This is a genomic window from Pseudogracilibacillus sp. SO10305, assembly GCF_037072005.1.
GTDB classification, from domain to species: Bacteria; Bacillota; Bacilli; order Bacillales; family Amphibacillaceae; genus Pseudogracilibacillus; species Pseudogracilibacillus intestinigallinarum.
In genome coordinates this window covers 74,615-99,845 of sequence record NZ_JAXHDE010000003.1, presented here as the reverse complement: position 1 = coordinate 99,845, position 25,231 = coordinate 74,615, and the positions used below count along the sequence as shown (strand labels likewise).

Below are 25,231 nucleotides of genomic sequence, written 5' to 3'. Positions count from 1 at the left end.
ATGGACCATTTAAAAGAATTTGACCGAGAACTATTTGATGCAATGGAAGACGAGAAGAAACGTCAACAAGATAATATTGAGCTAATTGCATCAGAAAACTTTGTATCTGAAGCAGTAATGGAAGCAGCAGGTTCTGTATTAACGAACAAATATGCTGAAGGATATCCAGGTAGACGTTATTACGGTGGATGTGAATATGTAGACGTTGCAGAAGATTTAGCGCGCGATCGTGCAAAAGAACTTTTTGGTGCAGAACATGTTAACGTTCAGCCCCACTCTGGTGCACAAGCGAACATGGCAGTTTATTTCAGTGTATTAGAACCGGGAGATACGGTTTTAGGAATGAATTTAAGCCATGGAGGTCATTTAACACACGGTAGCCCAGTGAACTTCAGTGGAAAGTTATTTAACTTTGTGGAGTATGGAGTAGATAAAGAAACTGAACAACTTGATTATGATGCGATTTTAGCGTTAGCGAAAGAAGTAAAGCCGAAAATGGTTGTTGCTGGTGCGAGTGCATATTCAAGAACCATCGACTTTAAAAAGTTCCGCGAAATTGCGGACGCAGTAGATGCATATTTATTTGTAGATATGGCACATATTGCTGGATTAGTTGCTGCTGGAGAACATCCGAATCCAGTACCTTACTGTGATTTTGTAACGACAACAACACATAAAACATTACGTGGCCCTCGTGGTGGAATGATTTTATGTAAAGAGGAATATGCGAAGGCAATTGATAAACAAGTATTTCCAGGAGTTCAAGGTGGTCCATTAATGCATATTATTGCTGCAAAAGCAGTATCGTTTAAAGAAGCTCTTTCAGATGATTTTAAACAGTATGCAAAACAAATTAGAGCGAACGCTAAAGTATTAGGTGAAACACTTGTGGAAGAAGGAGTTCGTATCGTTTCAGGTGGGACGGACAACCATTTAGTTTTATTAGACGTTTCTAAATTAGGTTTAACTGGAAAAGTTGCGGAGGAAACATTAGATACGATCGGTATTACGACGAACAAAAATACGATTCCTTTTGACCAAGAAGGAGCATTCATTACAAGTGGTGTACGTGTAGGAACTGCAGCAGTAACGACTCGTGGATTTAAAGAAGAAGATATGGTCCAAGTCGGGAAAATTATTGCAAAAACATTGAAAAACATTGATGACGAATCAGTGTTAAATGAGGCTCGTGCAGCAGTTGCGGCGTTAACAAAAAAACATCCATTATACGCATAATATATAGAAATTGATGGGAAATCAGTAAAATAGAAGAAGGCTTTCGGTAGATATTTTTACCGGAAGCCTTTTTTAGCTCCACAATATATGGTATTAGTGGAAAAATCCACTGGCACCTTTTTATGTACATAAATAGAAAACAAGTGAATGTACCTTTAGAATTAAAGTTGTCGAAAACGAGCATGTAAACAGCTATATAAAATGTGGGAAAAGTACGTAGACTCCTGCGTGAAAAGGCCTAGATAAGTCAAGTGAAGGCAAAGCCTGAGCTTGGCTTATTAGCCGCACGCGGAAAGCGGAGTACACTTCCAAGGTGACATATTCCCGCTATTCTTATTGGCTTAACACAATTAAATAGTAAATAACTTTAAGAGGATCACCAACACGACTCAATAAAGAGCCTTTTTTGTGAATGTAAGAAACTGATGACAGTATGTGAAAAAATCCATTTGCCATTTTCATTAATAGAGAAGAGGAAGCTATTTTCAAAATTTACACAAAAATAAATTAGTTTAAGAAATGCGTTTCATCGGTAGACAACCGTGGTAGAAAACTGTAAGATAGTAACGATATACAACAATGGAAAGGGTGGAAAACAATGGGACAAGTTCATATTTTAGATCATCCATTAATCCAGCATAAATTAACATATATTCGTGATAAAAACACAGGAACAAAACAATTTAGAGAATTAGTCGATGAAGTATCGATGTTAATGGGCTTTGAAATTACGCGTAATTTGCCAATGAAAGAGATTGAAGTTGAAACACCGGTAACGTCGAGTAAAGCACAAGTGTTAACAGGGAAAAAGATTGGGTTAATTCCGATTTTACGTGCAGGTTTAGGAATGGTGGACGGAATGCTTAACTTACTACCTGCAGCACGTGTTGGACATGTCGGTTTATATCGTGATCCAGAAACATTACAACCAGAAGAATATTTTATTAAATTACCGTCAGATATTTCAGAGCGTATTTTAATCGTTTTAGACCCAATGTTGGCAACGGGTGGCTCAGCAAATGACGCAATTGAATCATTGAAGAAACGTGGAGCAAAATCCATTAAACTAATGTGTTTAGTTGCAGCACCTGAAGGGGTGGAATTAATTAAACATAATCATCCAGACGTTGATATATATTTAGGGGCGATGGATGAGAAGTTAAACGAAGATGGATATATTGTACCGGGATTAGGAGATGCAGGAGACCGTTTATTTGGTACAAAATAATTGGAAAAGGGGATCATGATGTCAACGAAAATTAAAGTACTTTCTGTATTCGGTACGAGACCAGAAGCAATTAAAATGGCACCACTTGTTAAAGCATTGGAACGTCATGACGAAACGTTTGAATCGGTTGTTTGTGTAACTGCCCAACATCGTGAAATGTTAGATCAAGTGCTGGAAATTTTTGATATTCAACCAGATTATGATTTGAACATGATGAAACCGAACCAAACATTATCCCAGATAACGTCGAGAGCAATACTCGGTTTAGAGGATGTCATTAAAGAGGTGCAACCAAATATTGTGTTAGTACATGGGGATACGAGCACAACTTTTGCAGCATCACTTGCAGCTTTTTATCATCAAGTAGATATCGGTCATGTGGAAGCAGGCCTTCGCACATGGGACAAATATTCTCCATATCCAGAAGAAATGAATCGTCAATTAACTGGTGTGTTAGCTGATTTGCATTTTTCACCGACAGAAAAGGCCGCAAATCATTTGCGTGAAGAGGGGAAAAAGGAACATTCCATATTCGTTACCGGGAACACTGTAATTGATGCATTAGATACAACAGTTGTTGATCATTACAGTCATCCTTTGTTAGATCAATTAACAGATAAACGTATTGTATTGTTAACAGCGCATCGTCGAGAAAATTTAGGTGATAATTTACGTCATATGTTTCGAGCGATAAAACGTCTTGTAGAAACATACGATGATATTCATGTTATATATCCAGTTCATTTAAATCCAGTTGTGCAGCGCACTGCTGATGAAGTGTTAGGAGATGACGATCGTGTGTCACTCATTGAACCATTATCTGTATTAGATTTCCATAATTTTATGGGACGAGCACATCTCATTTTAACGGATTCTGGTGGAATACAAGAAGAAGCCCCGTCTCTAGGAAAACCAGTACTCGTTATGAGGGACACGACAGAACGTCCAGAAGGAATTGAAGCAGGGACATTAAAGTTAGCTGGAACAGATGAAGAGACGATATTTCGCCTAGCGAATGAATTATTATCGGATAAAACGCTTTATATGGAAATGGCGAAAGCCGCAAATCCATATGGGGATGGCAAAGCGTCTGAACGAATTGTTCAAATTATAAAAGAGTATTATACATCTAAATAAAATGGTCATCATTGCCATACATATGTCTCAGTTTATTGAAAACTGGGGCATATTTTTATTTACAGTGGAATTTTCTAAAGTTATAATCAAAAGAAAAGAGTTAAGAGGGGTAAATATGAAGCGAGTCATTTGTTTAGTCGTTATTTTTAGTATATTTGTCTTAACAAGTTGTCAACAGGAAGAGCAAAAAACTATTACCGTATTAGCTGCAGCAAGCTTAAAAGAACCATTAGAGGAAATGAAACAGCTTTACGAGGAAGCGAACAATGTTGACATACAATTACAATTTAGCAGTTCTGGAAAATTAGCCAAACAAATTGAGCAAGGTGCACATGCGGATGTTTTTATTTCGGCCGATGAAAAATGGATGACCCATTTACAAGAGGGAGAGCTTATTGAAAAAGAAACAGTCACACCTTTTTTATATAACTCCTTAGTTCTTATTCAAGGAAACGAAGCTACTATTGCATATGAAGATGTTCAAACATTAGAAGATGACTCCGTTGAGCAAATTGCAATCGGGCATCCGGAAACTGTTCCAGCAGGTACGTATGCACAGCAATTTTTCAAAGGGGTCGAATTATGGGATGACTTGCAAGACAAATTTGTCTATACGAATGATGTGCGACAAGCATTAACGTACGTAGAAACTGGGAATGTAGATGTTGGGGTTGTATATAAAACAGACGCCCTATTATCAGATGATGTGGAAATCATCGAAGAAATAGATGGAGCATTGCATGATGAAGTTGTTTATCCGATCGGTATGACGACGACTGTAGAAAATAAAGAAGCGATAGAGCAATTTATACAATGGTTATTAGATAAAGAGGCAAATGAAATAAAAAAAGCTTACGGATTTGAAGGGATATAAAAAGACATGTTGGAACAAATAAATTTATTCCCATTCTGGTTATCATTAAAAACAGCACTTATCTCGACGGTTTTCGTATTTATCATCGGGATGATGATCGCTTATTTAGTGGCAAAAAAGGACTTCTTCGGAAAAAGTGTCTTAGAAGCAATCATTATGCTACCTTTAGTATTGCCGCCAACAGTCGTTGGATTTGGTTTGTTATATTTATTTGGGAAAAATGGCTTTATCGGGAAGTGGCTCATTGCACAGTTCGATGTACAAATTGTTTTTACTTGGTATGGTGTGTTGCTTGCTGCCATCGTCGTTTCCTTTCCGCTTATGTATCAAAGTGCCGTTGCAGCCTTTCAACAGTATGATCGTAATTTAGAATATGTTGCATATACATTAGGAAAATCACGTTGGAATGTATTTTGGACGATTTCCTTTCCACTAGCGTGGCCGGGTTTGCTTTCTGGAGTTGTATTAGCATTTGCACGAGCGTTAGGTGAATTTGGTGCGACATTGATGATTGCTGGGTACATACCGAATGTAACGGATACCATTCCGATTGCTATTTATTTTGCGGTCGAGTCAGGAGAGATGGACGTTGCGAAGTTTTGGGTAGCGACGATTGTCATTATTGGTTTTATTGCGATTTATTGGTTGAACTGGTGGAGTAGGAAACATATGATGAAACATAAACAATAGGAGAAAATGTATGCTTACAATTGACGTGGAGAAAAGATTGCCTCACAAAACATTACAAATTACATGTACTATTGGCAATGAAATCATTGCTGTTATCGGTCCATCTGGTACTGGAAAAACAACTTTTTTAAATATGATTGCCGGAATTGTGACTCCAGATAATGGGTATATAAAATTTCGAGATCAAATTTTTACACAAGATGGTAAATCGTCTATTCCGACGCAACAAAGAAAAGTTGGCTACGTATTTCAGGATTATGCTTTATTTCCGCATAAAACAGTTTGGGAAAACATAGCATATAGTATGCAAAATGAAAACAGAACACAAGAATGGATTCGTGCATTGCATATGGAACATTTATTAGATAAATACCCACGTGAAATCTCGGGCGGGGAAAAACAGCGTACGGCATTATTACGTGCCTATGCAATGGAGCCACAAATTCTTTTATTAGATGAACCATTCTCTGCATTAGATGAACGAACGAAAGAGACGAGTTATACACAATTGCGTACTTTACACGAACAGTGGAAAATTCCCGTTATATTCGTGACACATAATCCACACGAAGTTAAAAAAATTGCCAATCGTGTATATCGTTTAGAAGACACAACCTTTGTAGAAGAACCGACATAATCGTCGTTTAGCAAAAGGATATGCAAAGTAAATCATGATGTTTTTCGGATAAATGTATAAAAATTGTGAAAAAGGCAACAAACATATTGACGAAAGATTGAAAACATTGTATGATTTTAATATTCATTCATTTACGATGTTTTTTTCTTCAAAGTAAATTTTCTGTTAATTCAGATATTTGTCTTTGAGGATAATTTATAGGGGTATATTATTTCTTATAGCAATTTCGAAATGTTTGAATATTTATGTTAGTTAATTTATAATAACGTATAACGAAATAAGTTATATTATTAACAATTGTAAGATAATTCATACAAATAAATCGATGACAGGAAAAAAGGATTAAGCCCATCGTGTTCCCAGAGATCTAGGGTTGCTGGAAGCCTAGAAACACTACTTATTCCGACATCATCCTTGAGTGTTATGCTGAACGATTATATTTATTAGGCATAGCCAGGTATATGATATATACCTGTTACCAACAATAGACTTTTTAAAAAAGTCTGTAAGATGGCTTTCGTGAGGAATGCTATGAATTTTTGGGTGGTACCGTGAAAAGATACTCTTTTCTCCCCATAATCTTTTAGGAGATTTGTGGAGAAAAGAGTTTTTTATTTTGAAGTGGAGGATGAGGGAGAAAAAGGAAAAAATGTATGACGATTGTTTCAATATAGACTTTGTTTTAAGGAAGATATTTTTAAGGAGGAAATGACATTGAAAGCAGAGGCAAAGCCAAAACAAACACTACCTTCAAAGACAACAAATGAAGTGAGAACAGGTGCAGATTTATTGATGGAGTTATTAGTTGAGGCGGAAGTGGACACAGTTTTCGGGTATCCGGGTGGTGCTGTATTACCAATTTATGACGCACTTTATCGTGCAAATGCATCGTTCAAACATATTTTAACAAGACATGAGCAGGGGGCAATTTTTGCTGCGGAAGGATATGCTCGTGTAACAGGAAAACCAGGAGTTGTAATTGCGACATCAGGTCCAGGGGCTACCAATTTAATTACAGGTATTACTGATGCGATGATGGATTCATTGCCTTTAGTTATATTTACAGGACAAGTAGCAAACCATGTTATTGGAACAGACGCATTCCAAGAGTCAGATGTGTTAGGGATTACGACGCCGATTACGAAGTATAATTATCAAGTGGACGATGTGACAGATTTACCACGTGTTGTAAAAGAAGCATTTCATATTGCGACAACAGGAAGACCGGGCCCAGTTGTTATTGATATTCCGAAAAACATTTCCGAAGCATTGCCGAGCGGAGAGTTTAACACAGATTTCTATTTACCTGGATATCAACCAACAACAAAGCCGAATCCTCTACAAATCGTCAAAGTAGCTGATGCAATTGAAAAGGCGAAGCGTCCAGTTTTATTAGCTGGTGCAGGTGTATTATTTGCGGATGCTGCAAAAGAATTAAAACAGTTTGCAGAAAAATACCGTTTACCGGTTGTAAATACATTATTAGGCTTGGGGAGTTTCCCGGGATCAAATGATCTATCATTAGGAATGGCAGGAATGCACGGTTCATATACAGCAAATATGGCTGTATATGAAAGTGATTTACTCATCAATATCGGTGCACGTTTTGATGACCGTTTAACAGGGAATTTACAACATTTTGCTCCGACGGCAAAAGTAGCACATATTGACATTGATCCAGCTGAAATCGGGAAAAACATTCCAACGGAAATTCCAGTTGTAGCAGATGCGAAATTAGCTTTAGAAGCTTTATTAAAGAAAGATATTAAACAACCGAACCATGAAGCTTGGATGGAAAAAATCGCACAAAACAAAAAAGATTATCCATTATGGCATGATTTATCTGATGAAGCAATCTCGCCACAAAGTTTATTACAGAAAATCCATAAAGCAACAAATGGAGAGGCGATTGTTACGACGGACGTTGGGCAACATCAAATGTGGGCAGCTCAATATTATACATTAGATAAACCACATAATTGGGCATCATCAGGTGGATTAGGATCGATGGGATTCGGATTTCCTGCAGCCATCGGTGCACAGTTTGGTCGACCAAATGAATTAGTCGTTTCCATTAACGGAGATGCAGGATTCCAAATGAATTTACAGGAATTATTACTATTAAAGCAATGGAACTTACCAGTAAAAGTAATAATCATGAATAACTCAGCATTAGGAATGGTTCGCCAATGGCAAGAAACATTTTATGATGAAAGATATTCAGAATCATTACTAGATATAAATCCAGATTTCGTTAAGTTAGCGGAAAGTTATGGATTAAAAGGAATGAAAGTTGAAAAAGAAGAAGATGTTGAAGCCGCATTAAAAGAAATGTTTGAATATGACGGACCAGTTGTAGCTGACTTCAGAATCATTCAGAAGGAAAAAGTTTATCCAATGATTGCTCCTGGAAAAGGAATTCAAGAAATGATAGGGGTGACGAAATGAAACGTATTATAACAGCTACGGTTCAAAATAGAAGTGGAGTACTAAACCGTGTAACAGGCATGTTGCAACGTAGACAGTTTAATATTTCAAGTATTTCTGTTGGAGAAACCGAAACACCAGGTATTTCAAAAATGACATTAGTCGTAGAAGTAAGTGACGATCAAAAAGCAGAACAGTTAACAAAACAATTAAATAAGCAAATTGATGTTATTAAAGTTTCGGATATAACAGATAAATCGATCGTTGCTCGAGAATTAGCACTTATTAAAGTGGCAAGTTCTCCGCAATTAAGTAATGAAATCCAAGGATTGATTACACCTTTCCGTGCAACGGTCATTGATATTAGTAAAGATAGTATTACGATTCAAGTGACAGGAAAACCGGAAAAAATTGATGCATTAATTGCATTATTGAAACCTTATGGTATTAAAGAGTTATCTAAAACAGGTGTGACAGCATTTTTGCGTGGACACCAACCACAGCCAGCTCATATTGCTGAAATTAACCAGTTTACAGTATAGCGAAAATTATTTTGGCGACGGCTTAAAAATCGCCAAAATAATTTTACATAAAAAATGATGATTATTATATGAAAAAGGAGATAGAAGTCATGTCAAAAGTTTTATACGAGAAAGATATTAACAAAGAGGTATTACAAGGGAAGACGGTTGCAGTAATTGGATATGGTTCACAAGGTCACGCACACGCGTTAAACTTACGAGATAGTGGTTTTGATGTTGTGATTGGAATTAGACCAGGAAAGTCACAACAAAAAGCGGAGGAAGACGGCTTTACTGTGAAAAATGTTGCAGAAGCGACAAAAGCAGCAGATGTTGTCATGATTTTATTACCAGATGAGTTACAAGCATCTGTGTATGAAAATGAAATTAAAGATAACTTAAAAGAAGGTGCAGCATTAGCATTTGCACATGGATTTAACGTTCATTATGGACAAGTTGTACCTCCAGCAAATGTAGACGTATTTTTAGTAGCACCAAAAGGACCTGGACATTTAGTTCGTCGTACATTTGAAGAAGGTGCAGGGGTTCCAGCACTATATGGTGTGTACCAAGACTTTACAGGAAAAGCACGTGAGGTTGCATTAGCTTATTCAGTAGGAGTAGGTGGCGCACGTGCAGGTGTTATCGAAACATCATTCCAAGAAGAAACAGAAACAGATTTATTCGGAGAGCAAGCAGTATTATGTGGTGGAGCGACTGCATTAATTAAAGCAGGTTTTGAAACATTAACAGAAGCAGGATACCAGCCTGAAGTTGCTTACTTCGAATGTTTACATGAGCTTAAATTAATCGTTGATTTACTGTACGAAGGTGGATTAGAAAACATGCGTTATTCTATTTCAGATACAGCACAGTGGGGTGATTTCGTATCTGGACCACGCGTGATTAACGAAGAAACAAAAGCACGTATGAAAGAAGTGCTTGATGACGTACAAAGTGGTGCATTTGCAAAAGGTTGGATTTTAGAAAACCAAGCAAACCGCCCGATGTTTAATGCAATTAATAATGCAGAAAACAACCACCCAATTGAAAAGGTTGGAAGAGAATTACGTGACTTAATGCCATTTGTTAAAAATCCATTAAAATAGGCGTAATCGATGGGAGAAAGAGGTAGGATATAATATCCTTCCTCTTTGCTTCTACTCTACTAGAAGTACCCTTCATCGAATGATACTTCGATATTCTCCGCAAGAAGCGTTTCGTCTAATGTGACATACATTACATGATGATAAATAAATGATCTTTACTAGGGAAATGAACATGAATCGTGTAGGAAGGATTGAATCAAATGGTGAAGAAAATAGTTGTACTCCCAGGAGATGGGGTTGGACATGAGGTAACAAGTGAAGCAGTAAAAGTGTTAGAAAAAATTGCTGAAAAACACGGCCATACATTTGAATTTGAACAACATGATATCGGTGGAACATCATATGATAAATATGGAGAACCATTAACAGAAGAAACAGTCAATGTATGTTTACAATCGGATGCTATTTTATTAGGTGCGATTGGTGGTCCTAAATGGGATAACTTGCCACCTGATGTACGACCTGAACAAGGTTTATTAAAAATTCGTAAAGCATTAAATTTATTTGCGAATATACGACCAATAAAAGGATTTGACCCTTTGTTACATGCGTCACCATTAAAAGAAGAGGTTATTAATGGTAGTGATATTTATATTGTTCGTGAACTAACAGGTGGATTATACTTCGGTACGCCACGTGAACGAAGAGAAAATGGAACAGTTGCGGTCGATACATTGCTTTACCGTCGTGATGAAATTGAAAGAATCGTAGAAAAAGGATTCGAAAGTGCGCAATTAAGGAAAAAACATCTTGTTTCAGTAGATAAAGCAAACGTCTTAGAATCTAGCCGTCTTTGGAGAGAGATAGTAGAGGAGAAAAAGAAAGATTATCCAGATGTTCATGTGGAACATATGTTAGTAGACTCTGCGGCAATGCGCCTAATTACAGAACCGACATATTTTGATGTCATCGTGACAGAAAATATGTTTGGAGACATTTTAAGTGATGAAGGGTCAGTTCTAACTGGATCTATTGGGATGTTACCTTCTGCTAGTTTATCAGAAACAATTGGGTTATATGAGCCTGTACACGGTTCTGCTCCCGATATTGCAGGTGAAGGTATCGTAAATCCACTTGGAACCATTTTATCTGCAGCGATGTTATTGCGTTATTCATTTGATATGGATAAAGAAGCGACAGATATCGAAACTGCTGTAGAAAAAGCATTAGAGGAAGGATACCACACGAAAGATTTACAAATCGAAGGTGGAAAAGTTGTTGGAACGAAAGAAATGACAGAAGCGGTTATTCGTCATTTATCATAAGGTGGAGGTGTTCTTATGGCGAAGCCTAAAACAATTATAGAAAAAGTTTGGGAACAAAAGATCGTCCATGAAGAAGAAGGAAAACCAGATTTAGTATATATTGATTTACATCTTATTCACGAAGTAACGTCTCCTCAAGCATTTGAAGGATTACGTTTAACGAATAGAAAGGTTCGTCGACCAGATTTAACATTTGCGACGATGGATCATAACGTACCGACATTAAATCGTGATGAAATTAGCGACCCAATTGCAAAATTACAAATTGATACTTTAGCAAAAAACTGTGAAGAGTTCGGAATTGAACTAGCAGATATGCATCACCCTGATCAAGGAATTGTACACGTCATTGGACCACAATTAGGATTAACACAACCAGGAAAAACTATTGTATGTGGAGATAGTCATACATCGACACATGGAGCGTTTGGAGCTATTGCATTCGGTATTGGAACGAGTGAAGTAGAACATGTTTTTGTGACACAAACATTATGGCAAAATAAGCCAAAAACACTTAACCTAAAAGTGGAAGGCAATCTTGGTCCAGGTGTAACTGCTAAAGACTTAATTTTAGCAATTATCGCAAAATACGGCGTGAAAATGGGAACTGGTTATATTGTAGAATATACAGGAGAAGCCATTCGTAATCTTTCTATGGAAGAGCGTATGACGATTTGTAATATGTCGATCGAAGCCGGAGCAAGAGCAGGATTAATTAGTCCAGATGAAAAAACAATCGAATTTTTACGAGGTCGTCGTCACGTTCCAAAAGGGGAAGCGTTTGATGAAGTGGCAAATGAATGGTTAGCACTAGCGACAGATGAAGGTGCAACATATGATAAAACATTAACAATCAATGCAGAGGAAGTAGAACCACAAGTAACATGGGGAACAAACCCTGGAATGGGTGTACCTGTAAGTGGTGCAACTCCAACCATTGATACTGCGCCAAATAAAGAAGAAGTACGATTAGCGCTGGAATATATGGGCTTAGAAGAAAACCAACCGATGACATCCATTGAAATTGATCACGTGTTTATTGGTTCATGTACGAATTCGCGTTTATCAGATTTAGAAAAGGCAGCCCAAATTGTTGCTGGCAAACGAGTAAAAGACGGTGTGAAAGCAATTGTTGTACCAGGGTCATTTTTAGTAAAAATGGAAGCAGAAGAAAAAGGCATCGATAAAGTATTTAGGGAAGCTGGATTTGAATGGCGTGATGCAGGATGTAGTATGTGTTTAGGAATGAACGAAGATATTGTTCCTTCTGGAGGACGTTGTGCATCTACATCAAACCGTAACTTTGAAGGTAGACAAGGAAATGGTGCTAGAACACATTTAGTAAGTCCAGAAATGGCAGCTGCAGCTGCGATTGAAGGTAAATTTGTCGATGTTCGCACGTATCAATAATTTACGGGAAGGAAAGGATGTTGTACAATGGAACCTATAAAAGAACATCACGGTCTCGTTTATCCATTAAATCGTACGAATGTCGATACTGACCAAATTATTCCGAAACAATTTTTAAAAAGAATTGAAAGAACAGGCTTTGGACAGTTTCTATTTTACCATTGGCGATTTGATGATGATGGTAATAAACGACCGGATTTTAATTTAAATGATGCAAAATATGATGATGCATCTATTTTGGTGACAGGAGAAAACTTCGGGTGTGGGTCATCTAGAGAGCATGCTCCATGGTCATTACTGGATTATGGCTTTAGAATTATCCTTGCTCCGAGTTTTGCAGATATTTTTTACAATAACTCATTTAAAAATGGACTCGTTCCAATTAAAGTAGAAGAAGAGCAAATTAATAAATGGTTAAAAGAAGCAGAAGAAGGTACATTAAAATTGTCTGTGAATCTTGAGAAGAAGGCAATAACAGATCAAGATGGAAATGAATTTGCATTTGATTTACCAGAATACCACCGTCAAAATTTATTGAACGGTTGGGATGAAATTGCTTTAACTTTGCAACTTGAGGATAAAATTTCTGCATATGAAAAGACTAGACTATAAAATAAAGTAAGTGGAACTAGGGAGTGTGTAACCATTGGGGATTTGTTAACGGGAGAAAAAATTTATAAAGCGTTAGAGCGTTTGAAGCCGATTGTACATTCGACGCCATTGATCACATCAGAGACGACGAATCAGATTGTCGGGAAAAAAGTGTATTTTAAAATGGAAAACCAACAGAAGACAGGTGCATTTAAATTTAGAGGTGCTACATTTAAATTGATGCAATTAACGAATGAACAACTTGATAAAGGGGTAATTACAGCGTCTGCTGGAAACCATGCACAAGGAGTTGCATATGCATCAAGAAAATTAGGAGTAAAAGCTACTATTTTTATGCCAGAAAAAACACCGCATAGTAAAGTGGAAGCAACACAAAATTATGGTGCGGAAGTAGTTTTAGTCGGAAGTTCTTTCCAAGAAGCATATGAAGCATCCATGATCCGTCAAAAAGAGACGGGGGCGACATATGTACATCCATTTGATGATTATGACATTATGGCCGGTCAAGGAACAATTGCGATGGAAGCGTTAAGGCAGGAAGATCGAATTGATACGTTTATCGTCCCTATCGGTGGTGGTGGACTTATTAGCGGTATGGCTGTTGCAGCGAAACATGTGAATAAAAACATTCGCATTGTCGGTGTACAGTCTGAAATGATCTGTCCAATGTACCATGACTTCCATCAAACGACACCAAACTCACCTTATCGTGCTGATACAATAGCAGAAGGAATTGCCGTTAAACAACCAGGTGAACTCACTTCTCCGCTTATTCATCAATATGTGGATGATATTGTAACAGTGACAGAAGAAGAAATTGCAAGCGCGATTTTATATATGTTAGAAAGAAACAAAACATTAATGGAAGGTGCTGGTGCAGTAGCTTTAGCAGCATTATTCGCACATAAAGACTATATAAAGTCGAGACATTGTGGAATTGTTGTAAGTGGTGGGAACTTTGATATTGATAAGATTCCACTCATCCAGCAACTGGCAAATCAGCATATCGCATAATAAAATACGAATGATTGGAAAGCACCCTTTAAGATAGCATGAAATCTAACTTAAGGGGTGCTTTTAAGGCTCAAAATATTTGGTGTCGGTGGAAAAAAATCCACTGGCACTTTTTATGCATATAAATAGAAAACAAGTGAATTTCTCTTTTGAATTAAAGTTGTCAAAAACGAGCATGTAAACAGCCATATGAAACGTAGGAAATGAACGTCGACTCCTACGTGAGGAAAAGCCTGAGTTTAGCATAGCAGCCGCACACGGGAAGCGGAGTATATTTCCGAAGTGACATATTCACGCTATTCTTATTGGTTCGACACAATTAAATATTGAATAGGGTCATCAACATGATTTAATAAAGGGCCAAAGTTAAAGGAGTTCCAGTAAAAATTAATTTACTGAAACTCCTTTTTCTGTTTCACTGGATATTATACCAGACTTATTCTTCATCTTCATCGGAATTTTTGTTTTCTGTTGTTTCTATGTCTGTATCTTCCTCTGTATCTGTACCGAGCCATTTATCTTTGAGCTCATCTGGTACTGTAAATTGGTTAATATCATAGAAATAATCATTGGTATCTACCGGTTTCCAATCGTCTGTTGGTGAATAGAACCTTAGTAAATCCCCTTGTAACACTTTGTCGGACATAGCTAACTCATGTTCTACTTTTTCCTTCAATGCTTCCAGTTCTTCTGTCGGTTCAATTTCTTCCCCAGTATGGTTATCGTAAAATATTCCTTTTACCATCGCATAATCTTCTGTAAAGAAGTCACCATTTCTAAATGGAACGAGATCATCATGTTCTTCAGAGAATAAATCTGTACCAAATAAAACATAGTCTTTCGCATCGATTCCTAATAGATGTAATAAAGTAGGCATTGCATCTACTTGACCAGCATATTCAGAAACGGTACCTTTTCCATCTAACCCAGGAACTTTTAATATGAATGGTACACGTTGTAATTCTGCGTATTTATATGGTGTCATTTCTTCACCGAAAATTTCGGATAATGCTCTCGTATGGTTTTCGGAAATACCATAATGGTCTCCGTATATCATAATAATGGAGTCGTCATATAACCCAGCTTCTTTTAAATCATTTACAAATTGTTCTAATGATTCATCTAAATAACGAGCTGTTTGGAAGTATCGATCAACAGAACCATCATTCGTATCTGTTGGATCAATTGTTGCATCTTCTTCATCAATTAAATATGGATGGTGATGTGTTAATGTCATAAAGTGTGCATAAAATGGTTCTTCCATCGCTTCGATAATAGGCATTGATTCTTTGAAGAAAGGCTTATCTTTTAGCCCATATCCGATAACTTGTTCTTCACTCATATCGTAAAAAGCTTCATCAAAGAAATAATCAACACCTAACTCTTTATAAATTTCATCACGGTTCCAGAAAGATTTACTATCCCCGTGTAGTACGGAGCTTTTATACCCTTGCTCTTGCCCTAAAATAGCCGGTAATGCTTGATACGTATTTTTACCTTTCGTAACGAAAGCACTACCTTGTGGTAAGCCGTATAAAGAGTTATCCATAATTAATTCAGCATCTGCTGTTTTACCTTGCTCTGTTTGGTGGAAGAAGTTTTCGAAATACGTATAGTCTTCCTTTTCATCATTTACTAATGAGTTGATGAAAGGTGTTACTTCCTCTCCGTTCACTTCCATATTGATTAAAAACGAATGGAATGATTCTAAGTGAATTTTAATTACATTTTTACCTTCTGCAATTCCGAATAATTCTTCGTTTGGTTCTGCATATTTATTGTTTGTATAATTTTGTACTTCTGTAATATCATTACTATCTGCTAACACACGTTCCGTAGAAGACTTTACGTTTTGGATGGCATCATAAATTGTAAAGTTATATGCACCTAAATATTTAACGATATAGTTTCTATCGAAAGTTCTTTTTAGTAACTGTGGACGATCTGCTTCTGCTAATGCTAAGTTGATAGAGAATACAACAAGCCCAGTAGCGATAATAATTGCAGGACGTTTCAATTTCATACGTTCGCTCGACCAGATTTGACGACTTGATCTGAATAATAAGATCAAAATGATAATGTCTAACGCATAAAATAAGTCTGTCCACTGCATTAAGTTAGCGATACTACTACCTAGACTTCCGAAGTTACCAGTTTGTGTTAATACAGGTAATGTAATGAAATCAGTGTTAAATCGATAAAATACGACATTTGCATACAATAGTAAACTCATAAAACTATGAATGATAATGATAAACCCACCGACCCTACGTCCTTTTGCAAATAAGGCAATTCCTAAAAAGACTAATGTCGAACTTATTGGGTTAATCAATAACAGAAAATGTTGCAACGTATTTTGTACGTCTAAATTAAATTCTGTTAAATAAACAACATATGATTTAATCCAGATCAATACTGCTGCAACTGTAAAAAATCCCATTTTAGAAGAAATAAAATTCTTCATCCTTTTTCACCTCAAATTTTACAATTCTTTTATAGTGATTCCTTGGGCAAATAACAATATTACTACAATTTTTCTATAAAATCAAGTTGTAAACTAATATTATGCCAGAATTTACATAAAATGAACAGGGATGAAAGAACGATTTATGTAAAATTTATTATACTAGATAGTTAATTTACAATTTATTATAAATGCTAGATAAGCAGTTTACAAATAATCTGAATATTTACTTAAGTTATGGTTCATTTTATGTTAAAATGGAAGGCATTACTTCGTTAAAAGAGAGAGGGAGTATATATGCAAGGATTAAAGGATACAAAGAATTGGATTGCTGGCATACAGTGGTTCTTTTTTATTTTTGCCAACATCGTGATCATTCCCATTACAGTGGGGGAAGCATTTGGGATGACGCAAGCAGAAATCGTTCCATTGTTACAGTTTTCATTCATTATTACTGGGCTCGCATGTTTAGGGCAAGTTTTTTTCGGTCATGGACGTCCGATTTTAGATGGACAATCTGGTTTATGGTGGGGAATCTTTTTAACGCTTGTTGCAACCGCCTCTGCCCAAGGAATGCCATTACATGTTTTAGGTGGTAGTCTTGCAATTGGAGTTATCATTTCAGGGGTCATTACGATTTTAATAGGTTTACTAGGCATAGGACCTTACATAGCAAAACTATTTAATCCGGGTGTGATGGGTGTGTTTATGCTTTTGTTAGGTATTACACTCATACAAATATTTTTAAAAGGTATGCTCGGAATTCCGTTCGGTCAAGCTGCAGAAACAGCGACAATTAATTTACCGGTAGCGGGATTAGCCATATTCATCGCATTACTTGTTATCGTCATCAGTATTAAGTCGCCAGCAAGTGTTCGAAGTTACGCGCTGTTGATCGGTATTATTATCGGTTGGATTTTATATGTCATTTTTTTCGGCTCTCCATCAGCTGCGACGTCAGAAAATGTAAGCGCTATTCCATTGTTTCCTTTTGGGAAAATGACATGGGATACAGGGGTTATTTTAACGGCTGTTTTAGCTGGGTTATTGAATACGTCGAATACATTCGGTGCTTTAAAAGGAACAGATGAGATGTTTCGACAAACGACGACGAACGAAGATTATCGTAAGTCATTTACAGTAACAGGAGTTGCGACGGTCGGTGCAGGTTTTTTTGGTCTCGTACCATATGCTCCTTTCGTATCTTCCATCGGGTTTTTAAAACAGACGAATATATACGATAAGTTACCATTTATTATTGGTAGTTTTCTATTTTTCCTTATGGGTGTCATTCCGCCAATTGGAACGTTCTTCTCCACCTTGCCTTTAAGTATCGGTAGTGCGGTCTTATTCGTCGCTTATTTACAATTGTTTAATTCATCTATTGATTTCTTTAAAGGAATGTCATTTAATACATTGAATGTGTACCGTTCGGCAATTCCGCTATTTGCCGGAGTCGTTATTATGACATTTCCAGCATCTTATTTTGAATCCATTCCAACGTTTATTCGTCCGTTTATGAGTAATGGATTATTAGTTGGAATTATTATTGCTTTAATATTAGAAAATATGATGGATTGGGATCGGGTAGGTAAAACATACGAAAAGTCTTAAAAAAAGCTTGTATGCTCTAAATATGGGCATACAAGCTTTTTGACGATAGTGTGAGACTAGTTTTCTAATATGATTTCTAATCCAATCGGGCAGTGATCACTCCCAAAAATATGTGGATATGTTGTTGCGGCGAGTAATTTTTCTTCTAATCTACTAGATGTTAAAAAATAATCAATTCTCCATCCAATATTTCGCTCTCGAACAGTTTTCATATAACTCCACCACGTATATAACCCATCCGTCTTAGGCTCGAAATAGCGTAATGTATCGATAAAACCAGCATCTAATAAACGAGAAAACTTCTCTCTTTCTTCTATTGTAAAACCAGAATTTCCTTCATTTGCCTTATCATTGCGCAAATCAATCGGGTGATGTGCAACATTTAAATCACCACATAGGATGACAGGCTTCTTTTCGTCTAATGTTAATAGATGAGTATAAAATTCATCTTCCCATTGTAAGCGAACATCTAATTTTGCTAATGTACGTTGTGAATTTGGTGTATAAACAGTGACAACGTAATAGTCTTCATATTCTAGTGTAATGATTCTACCTTCTTTTTGTTCATTTTCATCATTTAACCCATATTGTACGGATAAGGGGCTATGCTTTGTGAATATAGCAACACCAGCATATCCTTTACGTTCTGCATAATTCCAATAAGATTCATAACCTTGAAAATCTAAATCTATTTGTCCTGCTTGTAATTTAATTTCTTGTACAGCAAAAAAGTCTGCATCGATCTCTTCAAAAAAGTCAATAAATCCTTTTCTAACGGCGGCACGTAGTCCGTTGACATTCCATGATATAAACTTCATTGTAATCTCCTTTATGAGTAGTATGTGAGCATATTATAACATGTTAGAAATAAATATTGACATCTATACTGTATTACCTCTATAATACACATAGCGTATTAATCGGATAGTACACGTATTTTCTTGGGCGAAGTGTATGAGTCGGTTCATACACTAATTTTTTATGTTGGCTGTATGAAGGGATTCATACAGTATGAAGAAGGGGTGAGTATATTGCGTATGGAATTAAATAGTCGTGAACCAGTGTACATACAAGTGATTCGTTATTTTAAAGAAAGAATTGCAAGTGGCGTATTAGAGCCTGGAACGGAAATACCTTCAAGAAGAGAGTTAGCAAATACATTGAAAATTAATCCGAACACGGTGCAACGTGCATATAAAGAGATGGAGGAATTGGGATTGATCTATACAGAGGGGAATTTACCGAGTAAAGTGACGACGAATGAAAAAATCATTCAAGAAGCAAAAGATGCATTGCTACAAGATGCAGTCGTTTCATTTGTATCGACTATCGAAACATTACAAATACCATTAAAAGATGTTATTCCTATGTTAGAAACACATTATGAAGGGGGCGAAAAAGATGATTGAAGTGAAAAATATAAAAAAGTCGTATGGAAAAAAACAAGTATTAAACGGGGCTAGTTTTACAGCGAATAAAGGTGAAATTACTTGTTTAGTCGGAATTAATGGATCGGGAAAAACGACGATTTTAAACGCCATCATGAATTTGACGCCGATAAAAAGCGGGGAAATTTTAATCGATGGAGCGAAGTTAACGAAAAAAACATATGAGAAGATTGCTTATATTCCAGATACGATCACAATGTTATCTACGATGCGCATAGAGGATGCATTTCTTTTTATGCAAGATTATTATACTGCTTGGAATGAAAAGCGTGCGAAAGAATTGCTGAAATTTTTTAAATTAACTAAAGATGAAAAAATACAGCATTTATCAAAAGGGAATAAAGCAAAGGTAAATATGATTTTAGGGTTAGCTTTAGATGTGGATTATATATTAATGGATGAACCTTTTTCGGGAATTGATATTTTTAGTAGGGAACAAATTGCAGACGTTTTTACAAGCCATTTAATCGAAGACCGTGGGGTTATTATTACGACACATGAAATCCAAGATATTGAACATTTAATTGATCAAGTTGTCTTATTAGATAATGGGATAGTAGTAGAGCAATTTAATGCCGAAACAGTCCGGGAAGAGGAAGGAAAGTCCATTATTGATGTGATGAGGGAGGTTTATCGTCCATGAAATCATTTTTAAAACTATTTAACTTTGAATTTAATCGTTTTTTTAAATTATATATCGGTATATTTGTATGTATGTTCGTTTTCCAAATTGGAGGAGCGATTGTTTCATCTTTATTGTATAAAAAGCAAATTAACGAGTTGGTGAATCAAGGTGCTGGACAAAATGCGATTACGGAACAAATGGAACCGTTCGGTTTATTGGATGTGACATATAATTTATATTTTTTAGGGCCATTATTCATTGGATTAATTAGCATTTTGTTTTATACATTTTTTATTTGGTACCGTGATTGGATTGGGAAAAATACTTTTGTTTATCGTCTGCTCACATTACCAACATCGAGAATGAATGTCTTTTATGCAAAATTAGCGACTATTTTTATAACGGGTTTAGGGTTAATGGCGTTTCAGTTATTTTTAATGGCTATTCAATCAAAAGTTATTGCATTTATTATTCCGAAAATATATCGCTCTGAACTTGATCTTATGTCGGTTGTATATCAATTAGACATTACTTATATGTTATTACCGACAGATTTTACGGAATTTATCTTTTATCAGTTTATCGGTATTGTTGTAACGGTTGTATTTTTTACGAGTATCTTAATCGAAAGAAGTTATCGAATCATCGGGAATGTGTATGCTCTTTTAAATATTGGTATCGCATGTTTGATTATGCTAGCTCCATTATGGAGTGTCACTTTTATCGGATATAATTATTTTTATGGAAAAGAAGTTATCCTACTCGTCCTACTTTCGAGTAGTATCGTATTAATATTATCACTCGTATTAAGTCGTTATTTAATTAATAAGAAAGTAACGGTATAAGGGGGCAATATCATGAAAAAGTATATGAAATTAATTAGTGTAGCAGTGATGATTGTAGTTATATATACCGTTTTCTTTATTTCAGGCAAGGAAATGACTGCAAGCTTTCCACAAATAAAATTTCATCATATAGAAGGTGATGCAAGTTTAGTAGAATCATTAGCCATTTTCGGGTCCATTAATACAGGGAATTATTTTTTTGATGAGACATTTAAATATGACAAAAGTGGTACGACCTATGAAGCGGATCTACCTTGGTTAGAACGATTAGATGGATTTTCTTCAGAACAGATGGAACGATTAAATAAAAAATATCCATCTTTTATGCGTGGGAAGGATAATTATGATTCATATTTTTTTGAGTCAGATGAGATTGTTGCATATGTTGGATTCTCTAGTATGAATTGGGAAATGGCACCAGAAAAATTTGAAGTACATTTATTAGATAGGGCTTCTGAACAAGTGACAAAACTTACTGTTGATATTCCAGATGTTTTAGATTATTGGTATTTAGATATACGAAATGTGTATTATGAAGATGGCAAAATATTTGTTACGACTGTAAATTATAAAGAAGATGCTGTTGTTTCAAGTGAATATGGGAATTATGCCGAAGAAGTAGTGATTTATACATTTGATATGGAAAATGAACAATTAGAAAACACGACATCGATCCATACGGTTAATGCGTTAGAGGACGATCAAGGTTTTGCCTATGCGAATATATTAGTGGCAGATAAAGATAAAGGGTCACTCTATCTAGTAGATTCAAATGAAATTTATTCAGAAGATGGTTCAAGTAGTATGAAATTAAATACAGTCATGCATATAGATGTTGCATCACAAAAGAAAAAGGAAATAAAGGTAGAGAAAGAAGTAAAAGGTGGTGTTCCCGTACAAGCAGATGCCAAGGATCTCTATTTCTTACAAGACAAAGATGGTAAAGCTGCATTAATGAAATATAATGTAGAAAATGGCGAGATGATATCAAAACTTATTTTTGATGAAGGGTTATCATATGATGATGCACAAGGTAGTTATATAGAGGTAATAAATGGGGAGCTATATTACATTCCGACCTTTATGTATAATGATGACACAGCAAAAATAGCTGTTTTGGATACAAATACGTTAGATAAAAAATATGTTGGTGAATTAACGGTGGAAAATCGTCAACAGATGAATGAATTTCTAGAAATATATATTAATGAAGCGTATATAAAGGAGTAAAGTGGTGCGGGCCAAAAGCTACCATTTATTCGTTATGAAATGACAAAGGGAACAAATACAATGAAAAGGGAATTTCAGTACATTGAGTGGTACTGAAATTCCCTTTTTTGTAGTTCACAGATTTTTGTCGTAGTCCTTTTTCGATTAATTCTCATAAAAGTTTTCGTATAATCGCTTCACTTGTGCTTCGAGTTTTGCTGTTTGAACAATCCTTGCTTCTCGAAGATATTCTTTTCCATCAACGAACAATAGTAAAACAGGTGCAGTAAATATTTCGAACCGTCCAGCAATTTCTTGTACTTCCGCTGCATCGACTTGCCTAGTTGCAATGTTGGGAAATTGCTTAAACATCGCTTCAATTTGTGGTAACAACCCGTGGCAAACACTGCAGTTCGGCATCGTAATATAAATAAATGCAAGTTCATTTTCTGTAATGAATGAATCGATCTCCTCCATTGTATGAAGTGCTGCAAATGTGCTCATTTTTCTACCGCCTTTTTATACTTGTTACTACTATCATACAAGGATTATTTCATAATGACTGTTTATCTGCTCACATTATCGAACTGGTGCAGGTGTGATAGGGTCTAAACAAGTAATACCACAGAAACAGCGTAAGTCAACTGTAATACAAACGCCTGTATAGCGGAAATTACGAATCGGACGGTTTCCGAATGTGCCACAAATAGAATGTTTGGAACAACCATCATCGTCTCCTCCTGGCCCCTGTCCTCGTTCATAAATAGGTTCAAGTAGTTCTAAGCGCACGCAATGTTCATTGCCACGTACAAAGCCACGTACTTTAAATACAGGGGAACTAACACAACGGAAATGGTGATCACGGTCACCACGAGTATCTCTACTAGTAAAGCCAGAAGCTACAAACGTGCTACAGTTGTCTTTGCATTGTAACATAAATGGAATTGTCGTATACCTAGTAGGACGATGTGTGTGCGAAGGAGAAAGTAGATCTTCAATGGATTGATCACAACTCGTAATACATCTGCCTGCATCATCTGAAGCCGCCTTCTTTTGTGCATCGATAATTCTTCTAACTGTGTCCTCCACACAACCTCCACTTGTGCTAGGTCTTGTATTTGGTCTTTCCTGCCAACAAGGAAATTCATTTTGGCAACTCATACTCAACACTCCTTTCTATCATTTTCACTACTATCTTATGGAATGTGTGAATTTAAGGTTGTTTTATCGTCTACAAAAGAGTAATTTGAGTAAAATGTGTAAAAATTATACATATTGTTGAATGTTTATAAATTTTTATGTATAATAATTCTAATCAATTGATTGAAGATTTAGACAACACGGGGCACATAGGTGGTGGACAAGCATGAGTCGAGAAGAAACATTAGATTTATTAAAGAGAGTGGCAGATGGAATTGCCATGATGTTTGGGAGTAATTGCGAAACAGTTATTCATGACATTGAAAAGGAAACATCTTCCATCGTATATATTACAAATGGACATGTTACCGAAAGGGAAGTAGGGGATAGTTTAAGTATTTTAGGAAAAAAGGAATTAGCGGAAGTTTATAAAGGTGTAGATTTAGTAAATAAAAAAGGGATTGCGAAAAACAATCATTTTATAAAAGGATCTACATTTCATGCAAAAGGGGATGGGTATCACTTCGCATTAGGTATTAATTATGATTATACAAATATGTTGATGGTGCATAACGTCGTTTCCGAATTAATTAATGTTGGAGATAGTATGGATATCGCTGCTGTTAGTAATGATGAAAATTTAGAGCATAAATTGGAAGAATTATTTTCTGAAGCGATTGAATATATCGGAAAACCTGTTGCTTTCATGAGAAAGAATGACCGTGTAGAGATGATTAAATATTTAAATGAAAAAGGTGCATTCTCGATTCATAAAGGAATTCCAACGATTGCAGAAAAAATGAACATATCAAGATATACCATTTACAACTATTTACGAGAAATAAAAGAATGATATCTTCTTAATGATAGGAGTAAAGTGAGATGGCAAACATCGTAGGTTTATACAATGTTTGCCATCCTTCTTGTAAAAAGGTTATAGAAACATATAATAATAGTTTACAGGTAGCTAAGAATGATGAATTAACTTATCGTTAGTAATAACATGATTCCATTTGATAAACTATGGACGAAAACGGAAGGCCAAATGGAATCTGTTTTTTCATATACATAGGCAAAAACAAATCCAGTAAAGCATGCAACAGGAACGACATTATATGTTGGAATATGTGCAATGGAAAAAATAATGGAACTACATAATGAAGCGGTTATAAAGTTGGTTCGAGTACGGAACCATCGAAATAAAAATCCACGATAAAAAACCTCCTCATATATTGGCGAAATAATTGCGGCAGAAATGAATGCAATTAGAAACGAAGAAACGGAAATATGTTGTTCCAATGCATCTGTTTTTTCATTTTCCCATGTGCCACCGAGTAAACTTGTGACAATAGTTATTATAATAACCCCAATTATGACAGTGAGAGTGCTTAAAAGAATCATTTTCCAGGCTCTTTTCTTGAAAGGTGTGACACCTAGTTCCATCCATGAAAGACTTTTCGGTCGTAAAGCAATGATATAAGTACTTCCTATAAGTACGAAAGCCATTAATACTCCTGTAAATACCCCAGCGTATAATTCGTTTTTAAACAAGTGCATCAATAGAGGAGACAAGACAAATTTTATACAGCCAATGACGACAATAAACTCTATGAGTAAAAGTATCGTCAATTCTTTCATTCCCCATATATTCGTCTCTTCCCAATGAAATGGTTTCTTTTTCATACATCTTCCTTCTTTCTTAAATATGTTATAATTTTAAGATAAC

24 protein-coding genes are annotated in these 25,231 nt (G+C 35.9%); 19 read left to right on the top strand and 5 right to left on the bottom strand.

All coding sequences use genetic code 11. The annotated features are described in order from the left end of the window. The 13 genes from glyA (at nt 1) to ilvA (ending at nt 14,160) form a co-directional block, all read left to right on the top strand. A complete protein-coding gene (gene glyA, locus SPD45_RS04460) occupies nt 1–1,236 on the top strand; it encodes a serine hydroxymethyltransferase (protein WP_336266504.1) in 1,236 nt (411 codons plus the stop codon). Between the two features lie 598 nt (nt 1,237–1,834). Then, nucleotides 1,835–2,464, top strand: a complete 630-nt coding sequence (upp, locus tag SPD45_RS04455; RefSeq protein ID WP_336266503.1) for a uracil phosphoribosyltransferase — start codon at nt 1,835–1,837, stop codon at nt 2,462–2,464. Nucleotides 2,465–2,482: 18 nt separating this feature from the next. Beyond that, complete coding sequence (gene wecB / locus SPD45_RS04450) at nt 2,483–3,601, top strand: non-hydrolyzing UDP-N-acetylglucosamine 2-epimerase (protein ID WP_336266502.1); 1,119 nt, start codon at nt 2,483–2,485, stop codon at nt 3,599–3,601. Nucleotides 3,602–3,716: 115 nt separating this feature from the next. Continuing rightward, entirely contained in the window at nt 3,717–4,475 is a 759-nt protein-coding gene (gene modA / locus SPD45_RS04445; RefSeq protein ID WP_336266501.1) for a molybdate ABC transporter substrate-binding protein, read from the top strand. A 6-nt stretch (nt 4,476–4,481) separates the two neighbouring features. Further along, nucleotides 4,482–5,165 (top strand): molybdate ABC transporter permease subunit, encoded by a 684-nt coding sequence (gene modB, locus SPD45_RS04440; protein ID WP_336266500.1) that lies wholly within the window; start codon nt 4,482–4,484, stop codon nt 5,163–5,165. 10 nt (nt 5,166–5,175) lie between these two features. Next, a complete protein-coding gene (locus SPD45_RS04435) occupies nt 5,176–5,802 on the top strand; it encodes a sulfate/molybdate ABC transporter ATP-binding protein (RefSeq protein ID WP_336266499.1) in 627 nt (208 codons plus the stop codon). 714 nt (nt 5,803–6,516) lie between these two features. Next, entirely contained in the window at nt 6,517–8,250 is a 1,734-nt protein-coding gene (ilvB, locus tag SPD45_RS04430) for a biosynthetic-type acetolactate synthase large subunit (RefSeq protein ID WP_442961986.1), read from the top strand. Next, the gene (gene ilvN / locus SPD45_RS04425; RefSeq protein WP_336266497.1) at nt 8,247–8,771 is read left to right on the top strand and encodes an acetolactate synthase small subunit; all 525 of its coding nucleotides are present in this window, start codon (nt 8,247–8,249) and stop codon (nt 8,769–8,771) included. Before ilvB ends, ilvN begins: the two co-directional genes overlap by 4 nt. Before the next feature lie 89 nt (nt 8,772–8,860). Next, the gene (gene ilvC / locus SPD45_RS04420) at nt 8,861–9,859 is read left to right on the top strand and encodes a ketol-acid reductoisomerase (protein ID WP_336266496.1); all 999 of its coding nucleotides are present in this window, start codon (nt 8,861–8,863) and stop codon (nt 9,857–9,859) included. Between the two features lie 200 nt (nt 9,860–10,059). Beyond that, nucleotides 10,060–11,124: a 3-isopropylmalate dehydrogenase gene (gene leuB / locus SPD45_RS04415; RefSeq protein WP_336266495.1), complete on the top strand. Its 1,065-nt coding sequence runs from the start codon at nt 10,060–10,062 to the stop codon at nt 11,122–11,124. A 15-nt stretch (nt 11,125–11,139) separates the two neighbouring features. After that, nucleotides 11,140–12,534, top strand: coding sequence for a 3-isopropylmalate dehydratase large subunit (gene leuC, locus SPD45_RS04410; protein ID WP_336266494.1), 1,395 nt, complete (start codon nt 11,140–11,142; stop codon nt 12,532–12,534). 27 nt (nt 12,535–12,561) lie between these two features. After that, the gene (leuD, locus tag SPD45_RS04405; protein WP_336266493.1) at nt 12,562–13,146 is read left to right on the top strand and encodes a 3-isopropylmalate dehydratase small subunit; all 585 of its coding nucleotides are present in this window, start codon (nt 12,562–12,564) and stop codon (nt 13,144–13,146) included. Nucleotides 13,147–13,188: 42 nt separating this feature from the next. Then, a complete protein-coding gene (gene ilvA / locus SPD45_RS04400) occupies nt 13,189–14,160 on the top strand; it encodes a threonine ammonia-lyase (protein ID WP_336266492.1) in 972 nt (323 codons plus the stop codon). A gap of 436 nt (nt 14,161–14,596) precedes the next feature. Here ilvA and SPD45_RS04395 read toward each other — a convergent pair whose 3' ends face one another. Continuing rightward, entirely contained in the window at nt 14,597–16,624 is a 2,028-nt protein-coding gene (locus SPD45_RS04395) for an LTA synthase family protein (RefSeq protein WP_336266491.1), read from the bottom strand. 297 nt (nt 16,625–16,921) lie between these two features. Between SPD45_RS04395 and SPD45_RS04390 the strand changes: the two genes are divergently transcribed. Continuing rightward, nucleotides 16,922–18,238 (top strand): uracil/xanthine transporter, encoded by a 1,317-nt coding sequence (locus tag SPD45_RS04390; RefSeq protein WP_336266490.1) that lies wholly within the window; start codon nt 16,922–16,924, stop codon nt 18,236–18,238. 56 nt (nt 18,239–18,294) lie between these two features. Here SPD45_RS04390 and SPD45_RS04385 read toward each other — a convergent pair whose 3' ends face one another. Then, complete coding sequence (locus tag SPD45_RS04385) at nt 18,295–19,056, bottom strand: exodeoxyribonuclease III (RefSeq protein ID WP_336266489.1); 762 nt, start codon at nt 19,054–19,056, stop codon at nt 18,295–18,297. 219 nt (nt 19,057–19,275) lie between these two features. On the opposite strand from SPD45_RS04385, the gene SPD45_RS04380 reads away from it, so the two are divergent. From SPD45_RS04380 to SPD45_RS04365, 4 genes are read left to right on the top strand one after another with little or no spacing between them, the layout of a single operon-like run. After that, entirely contained in the window at nt 19,276–19,647 is a 372-nt protein-coding gene (locus SPD45_RS04380) for a GntR family transcriptional regulator (RefSeq protein WP_336266620.1), read from the top strand. Beyond that, nucleotides 19,640–20,329, top strand: a complete 690-nt coding sequence (locus SPD45_RS04375; RefSeq protein ID WP_336266488.1) for an ABC transporter ATP-binding protein — start codon at nt 19,640–19,642, stop codon at nt 20,327–20,329. Before SPD45_RS04380 ends, SPD45_RS04375 begins: the two co-directional genes overlap by 8 nt. Next, the gene (locus SPD45_RS04370; protein WP_336266487.1) at nt 20,326–21,156 is read left to right on the top strand and encodes a hypothetical protein; all 831 of its coding nucleotides are present in this window, start codon (nt 20,326–20,328) and stop codon (nt 21,154–21,156) included. Before SPD45_RS04375 ends, SPD45_RS04370 begins: the two co-directional genes overlap by 4 nt. A 12-nt stretch (nt 21,157–21,168) precedes the next feature. Next, a complete protein-coding gene (locus tag SPD45_RS04365) occupies nt 21,169–22,386 on the top strand; it encodes a hypothetical protein (RefSeq protein WP_336266486.1) in 1,218 nt (405 codons plus the stop codon). 144 nt (nt 22,387–22,530) lie between these two features. On the opposite strand, the gene SPD45_RS04360 is transcribed toward SPD45_RS04365, so the two are convergent. Both SPD45_RS04360 and SPD45_RS04355 read right to left on the bottom strand, forming a co-directional pair. Further along, a complete protein-coding gene (locus SPD45_RS04360; protein WP_336266485.1) occupies nt 22,531–22,869 on the bottom strand; it encodes a thioredoxin family protein in 339 nt (112 codons plus the stop codon). 75 nt (nt 22,870–22,944) lie between these two features. Then, a complete protein-coding gene (locus SPD45_RS04355) occupies nt 22,945–23,526 on the bottom strand; it encodes a CotY/CotZ family spore coat protein (protein ID WP_336266484.1) in 582 nt (193 codons plus the stop codon). A 205-nt stretch (nt 23,527–23,731) separates the two neighbouring features. Here SPD45_RS04355 and SPD45_RS04350 point away from each other — a divergent pair, with 205 nt between their 5' ends. Next, the gene (locus SPD45_RS04350) at nt 23,732–24,358 is read left to right on the top strand and encodes a helix-turn-helix transcriptional regulator (RefSeq protein ID WP_336266483.1); all 627 of its coding nucleotides are present in this window, start codon (nt 23,732–23,734) and stop codon (nt 24,356–24,358) included. Between the two features lie 128 nt (nt 24,359–24,486). Here the strand turns inward: SPD45_RS04350 and SPD45_RS04345 are convergent, their stop codons facing one another. Further along, a complete protein-coding gene (locus tag SPD45_RS04345) occupies nt 24,487–25,188 on the bottom strand; it encodes a CPBP family intramembrane glutamic endopeptidase (protein WP_336266482.1) in 702 nt (233 codons plus the stop codon). Between the last annotated feature and the right edge of the window lie 43 nt (nt 25,189–25,231).

Bases quoted from the DNA above. Each gene is read 5' to 3' on its own strand.
- glyA (WP_336266504.1), top strand. From the start codon at position 1: ATGGACCATTTAAAAGAATTTGACCGAGAACTATTTGATGCAATGGAA.
- upp (WP_336266503.1), top strand. From the start codon at position 1,835: ATGGGACAAGTTCATATTTTAGATCATCCATTAATCCAGCATAAATTA.
- wecB (WP_336266502.1), top strand. From the start codon at position 2,483: ATGTCAACGAAAATTAAAGTACTTTCTGTATTCGGTACGAGACCAGAA.
- modA (WP_336266501.1), top strand. From the start codon at position 3,717: ATGAAGCGAGTCATTTGTTTAGTCGTTATTTTTAGTATATTTGTCTTA.
- modB (WP_336266500.1), top strand. From the start codon at position 4,482: ATGTTGGAACAAATAAATTTATTCCCATTCTGGTTATCATTAAAAACA.
- SPD45_RS04435 (WP_336266499.1), top strand. From the start codon at position 5,176: ATGCTTACAATTGACGTGGAGAAAAGATTGCCTCACAAAACATTACAA.
- ilvN (WP_336266497.1), top strand. From the start codon at position 8,247: ATGAAACGTATTATAACAGCTACGGTTCAAAATAGAAGTGGAGTACTA.
- ilvC (WP_336266496.1), top strand. From the start codon at position 8,861: ATGTCAAAAGTTTTATACGAGAAAGATATTAACAAAGAGGTATTACAA.
- leuB (WP_336266495.1), top strand. From the start codon at position 10,060: ATGGTGAAGAAAATAGTTGTACTCCCAGGAGATGGGGTTGGACATGAG.
- leuC (WP_336266494.1), top strand. From the start codon at position 11,140: ATGGCGAAGCCTAAAACAATTATAGAAAAAGTTTGGGAACAAAAGATC.
- leuD (WP_336266493.1), top strand. From the start codon at position 12,562: ATGGAACCTATAAAAGAACATCACGGTCTCGTTTATCCATTAAATCGT.
- SPD45_RS04395 (WP_336266491.1), bottom strand. From the start codon at position 16,624: ATGAAGAATTTTATTTCTTCTAAAATGGGATTTTTTACAGTTGCAGCA.
- SPD45_RS04390 (WP_336266490.1), top strand. From the start codon at position 16,922: ATGCAAGGATTAAAGGATACAAAGAATTGGATTGCTGGCATACAGTGG.
- SPD45_RS04385 (WP_336266489.1), bottom strand. From the start codon at position 19,056: ATGAAGTTTATATCATGGAATGTCAACGGACTACGTGCCGCCGTTAGA.
- SPD45_RS04380 (WP_336266620.1), top strand. From the start codon at position 19,276: ATGGAATTAAATAGTCGTGAACCAGTGTACATACAAGTGATTCGTTAT.
- SPD45_RS04375 (WP_336266488.1), top strand. From the start codon at position 19,640: ATGATTGAAGTGAAAAATATAAAAAAGTCGTATGGAAAAAAACAAGTA.
- SPD45_RS04370 (WP_336266487.1), top strand. From the start codon at position 20,326: ATGAAATCATTTTTAAAACTATTTAACTTTGAATTTAATCGTTTTTTT.
- SPD45_RS04365 (WP_336266486.1), top strand. From the start codon at position 21,169: ATGAAAAAGTATATGAAATTAATTAGTGTAGCAGTGATGATTGTAGTT.
- SPD45_RS04360 (WP_336266485.1), bottom strand. From the start codon at position 22,869: ATGAGCACATTTGCAGCACTTCATACAATGGAGGAGATCGATTCATTC.
- SPD45_RS04355 (WP_336266484.1), bottom strand. From the start codon at position 23,526: ATGAGTTGCCAAAATGAATTTCCTTGTTGGCAGGAAAGACCAAATACA.
- SPD45_RS04350 (WP_336266483.1), top strand. From the start codon at position 23,732: ATGAGTCGAGAAGAAACATTAGATTTATTAAAGAGAGTGGCAGATGGA.
- SPD45_RS04345 (WP_336266482.1), bottom strand. From the start codon at position 25,188: ATGAAAAAGAAACCATTTCATTGGGAAGAGACGAATATATGGGGAATG.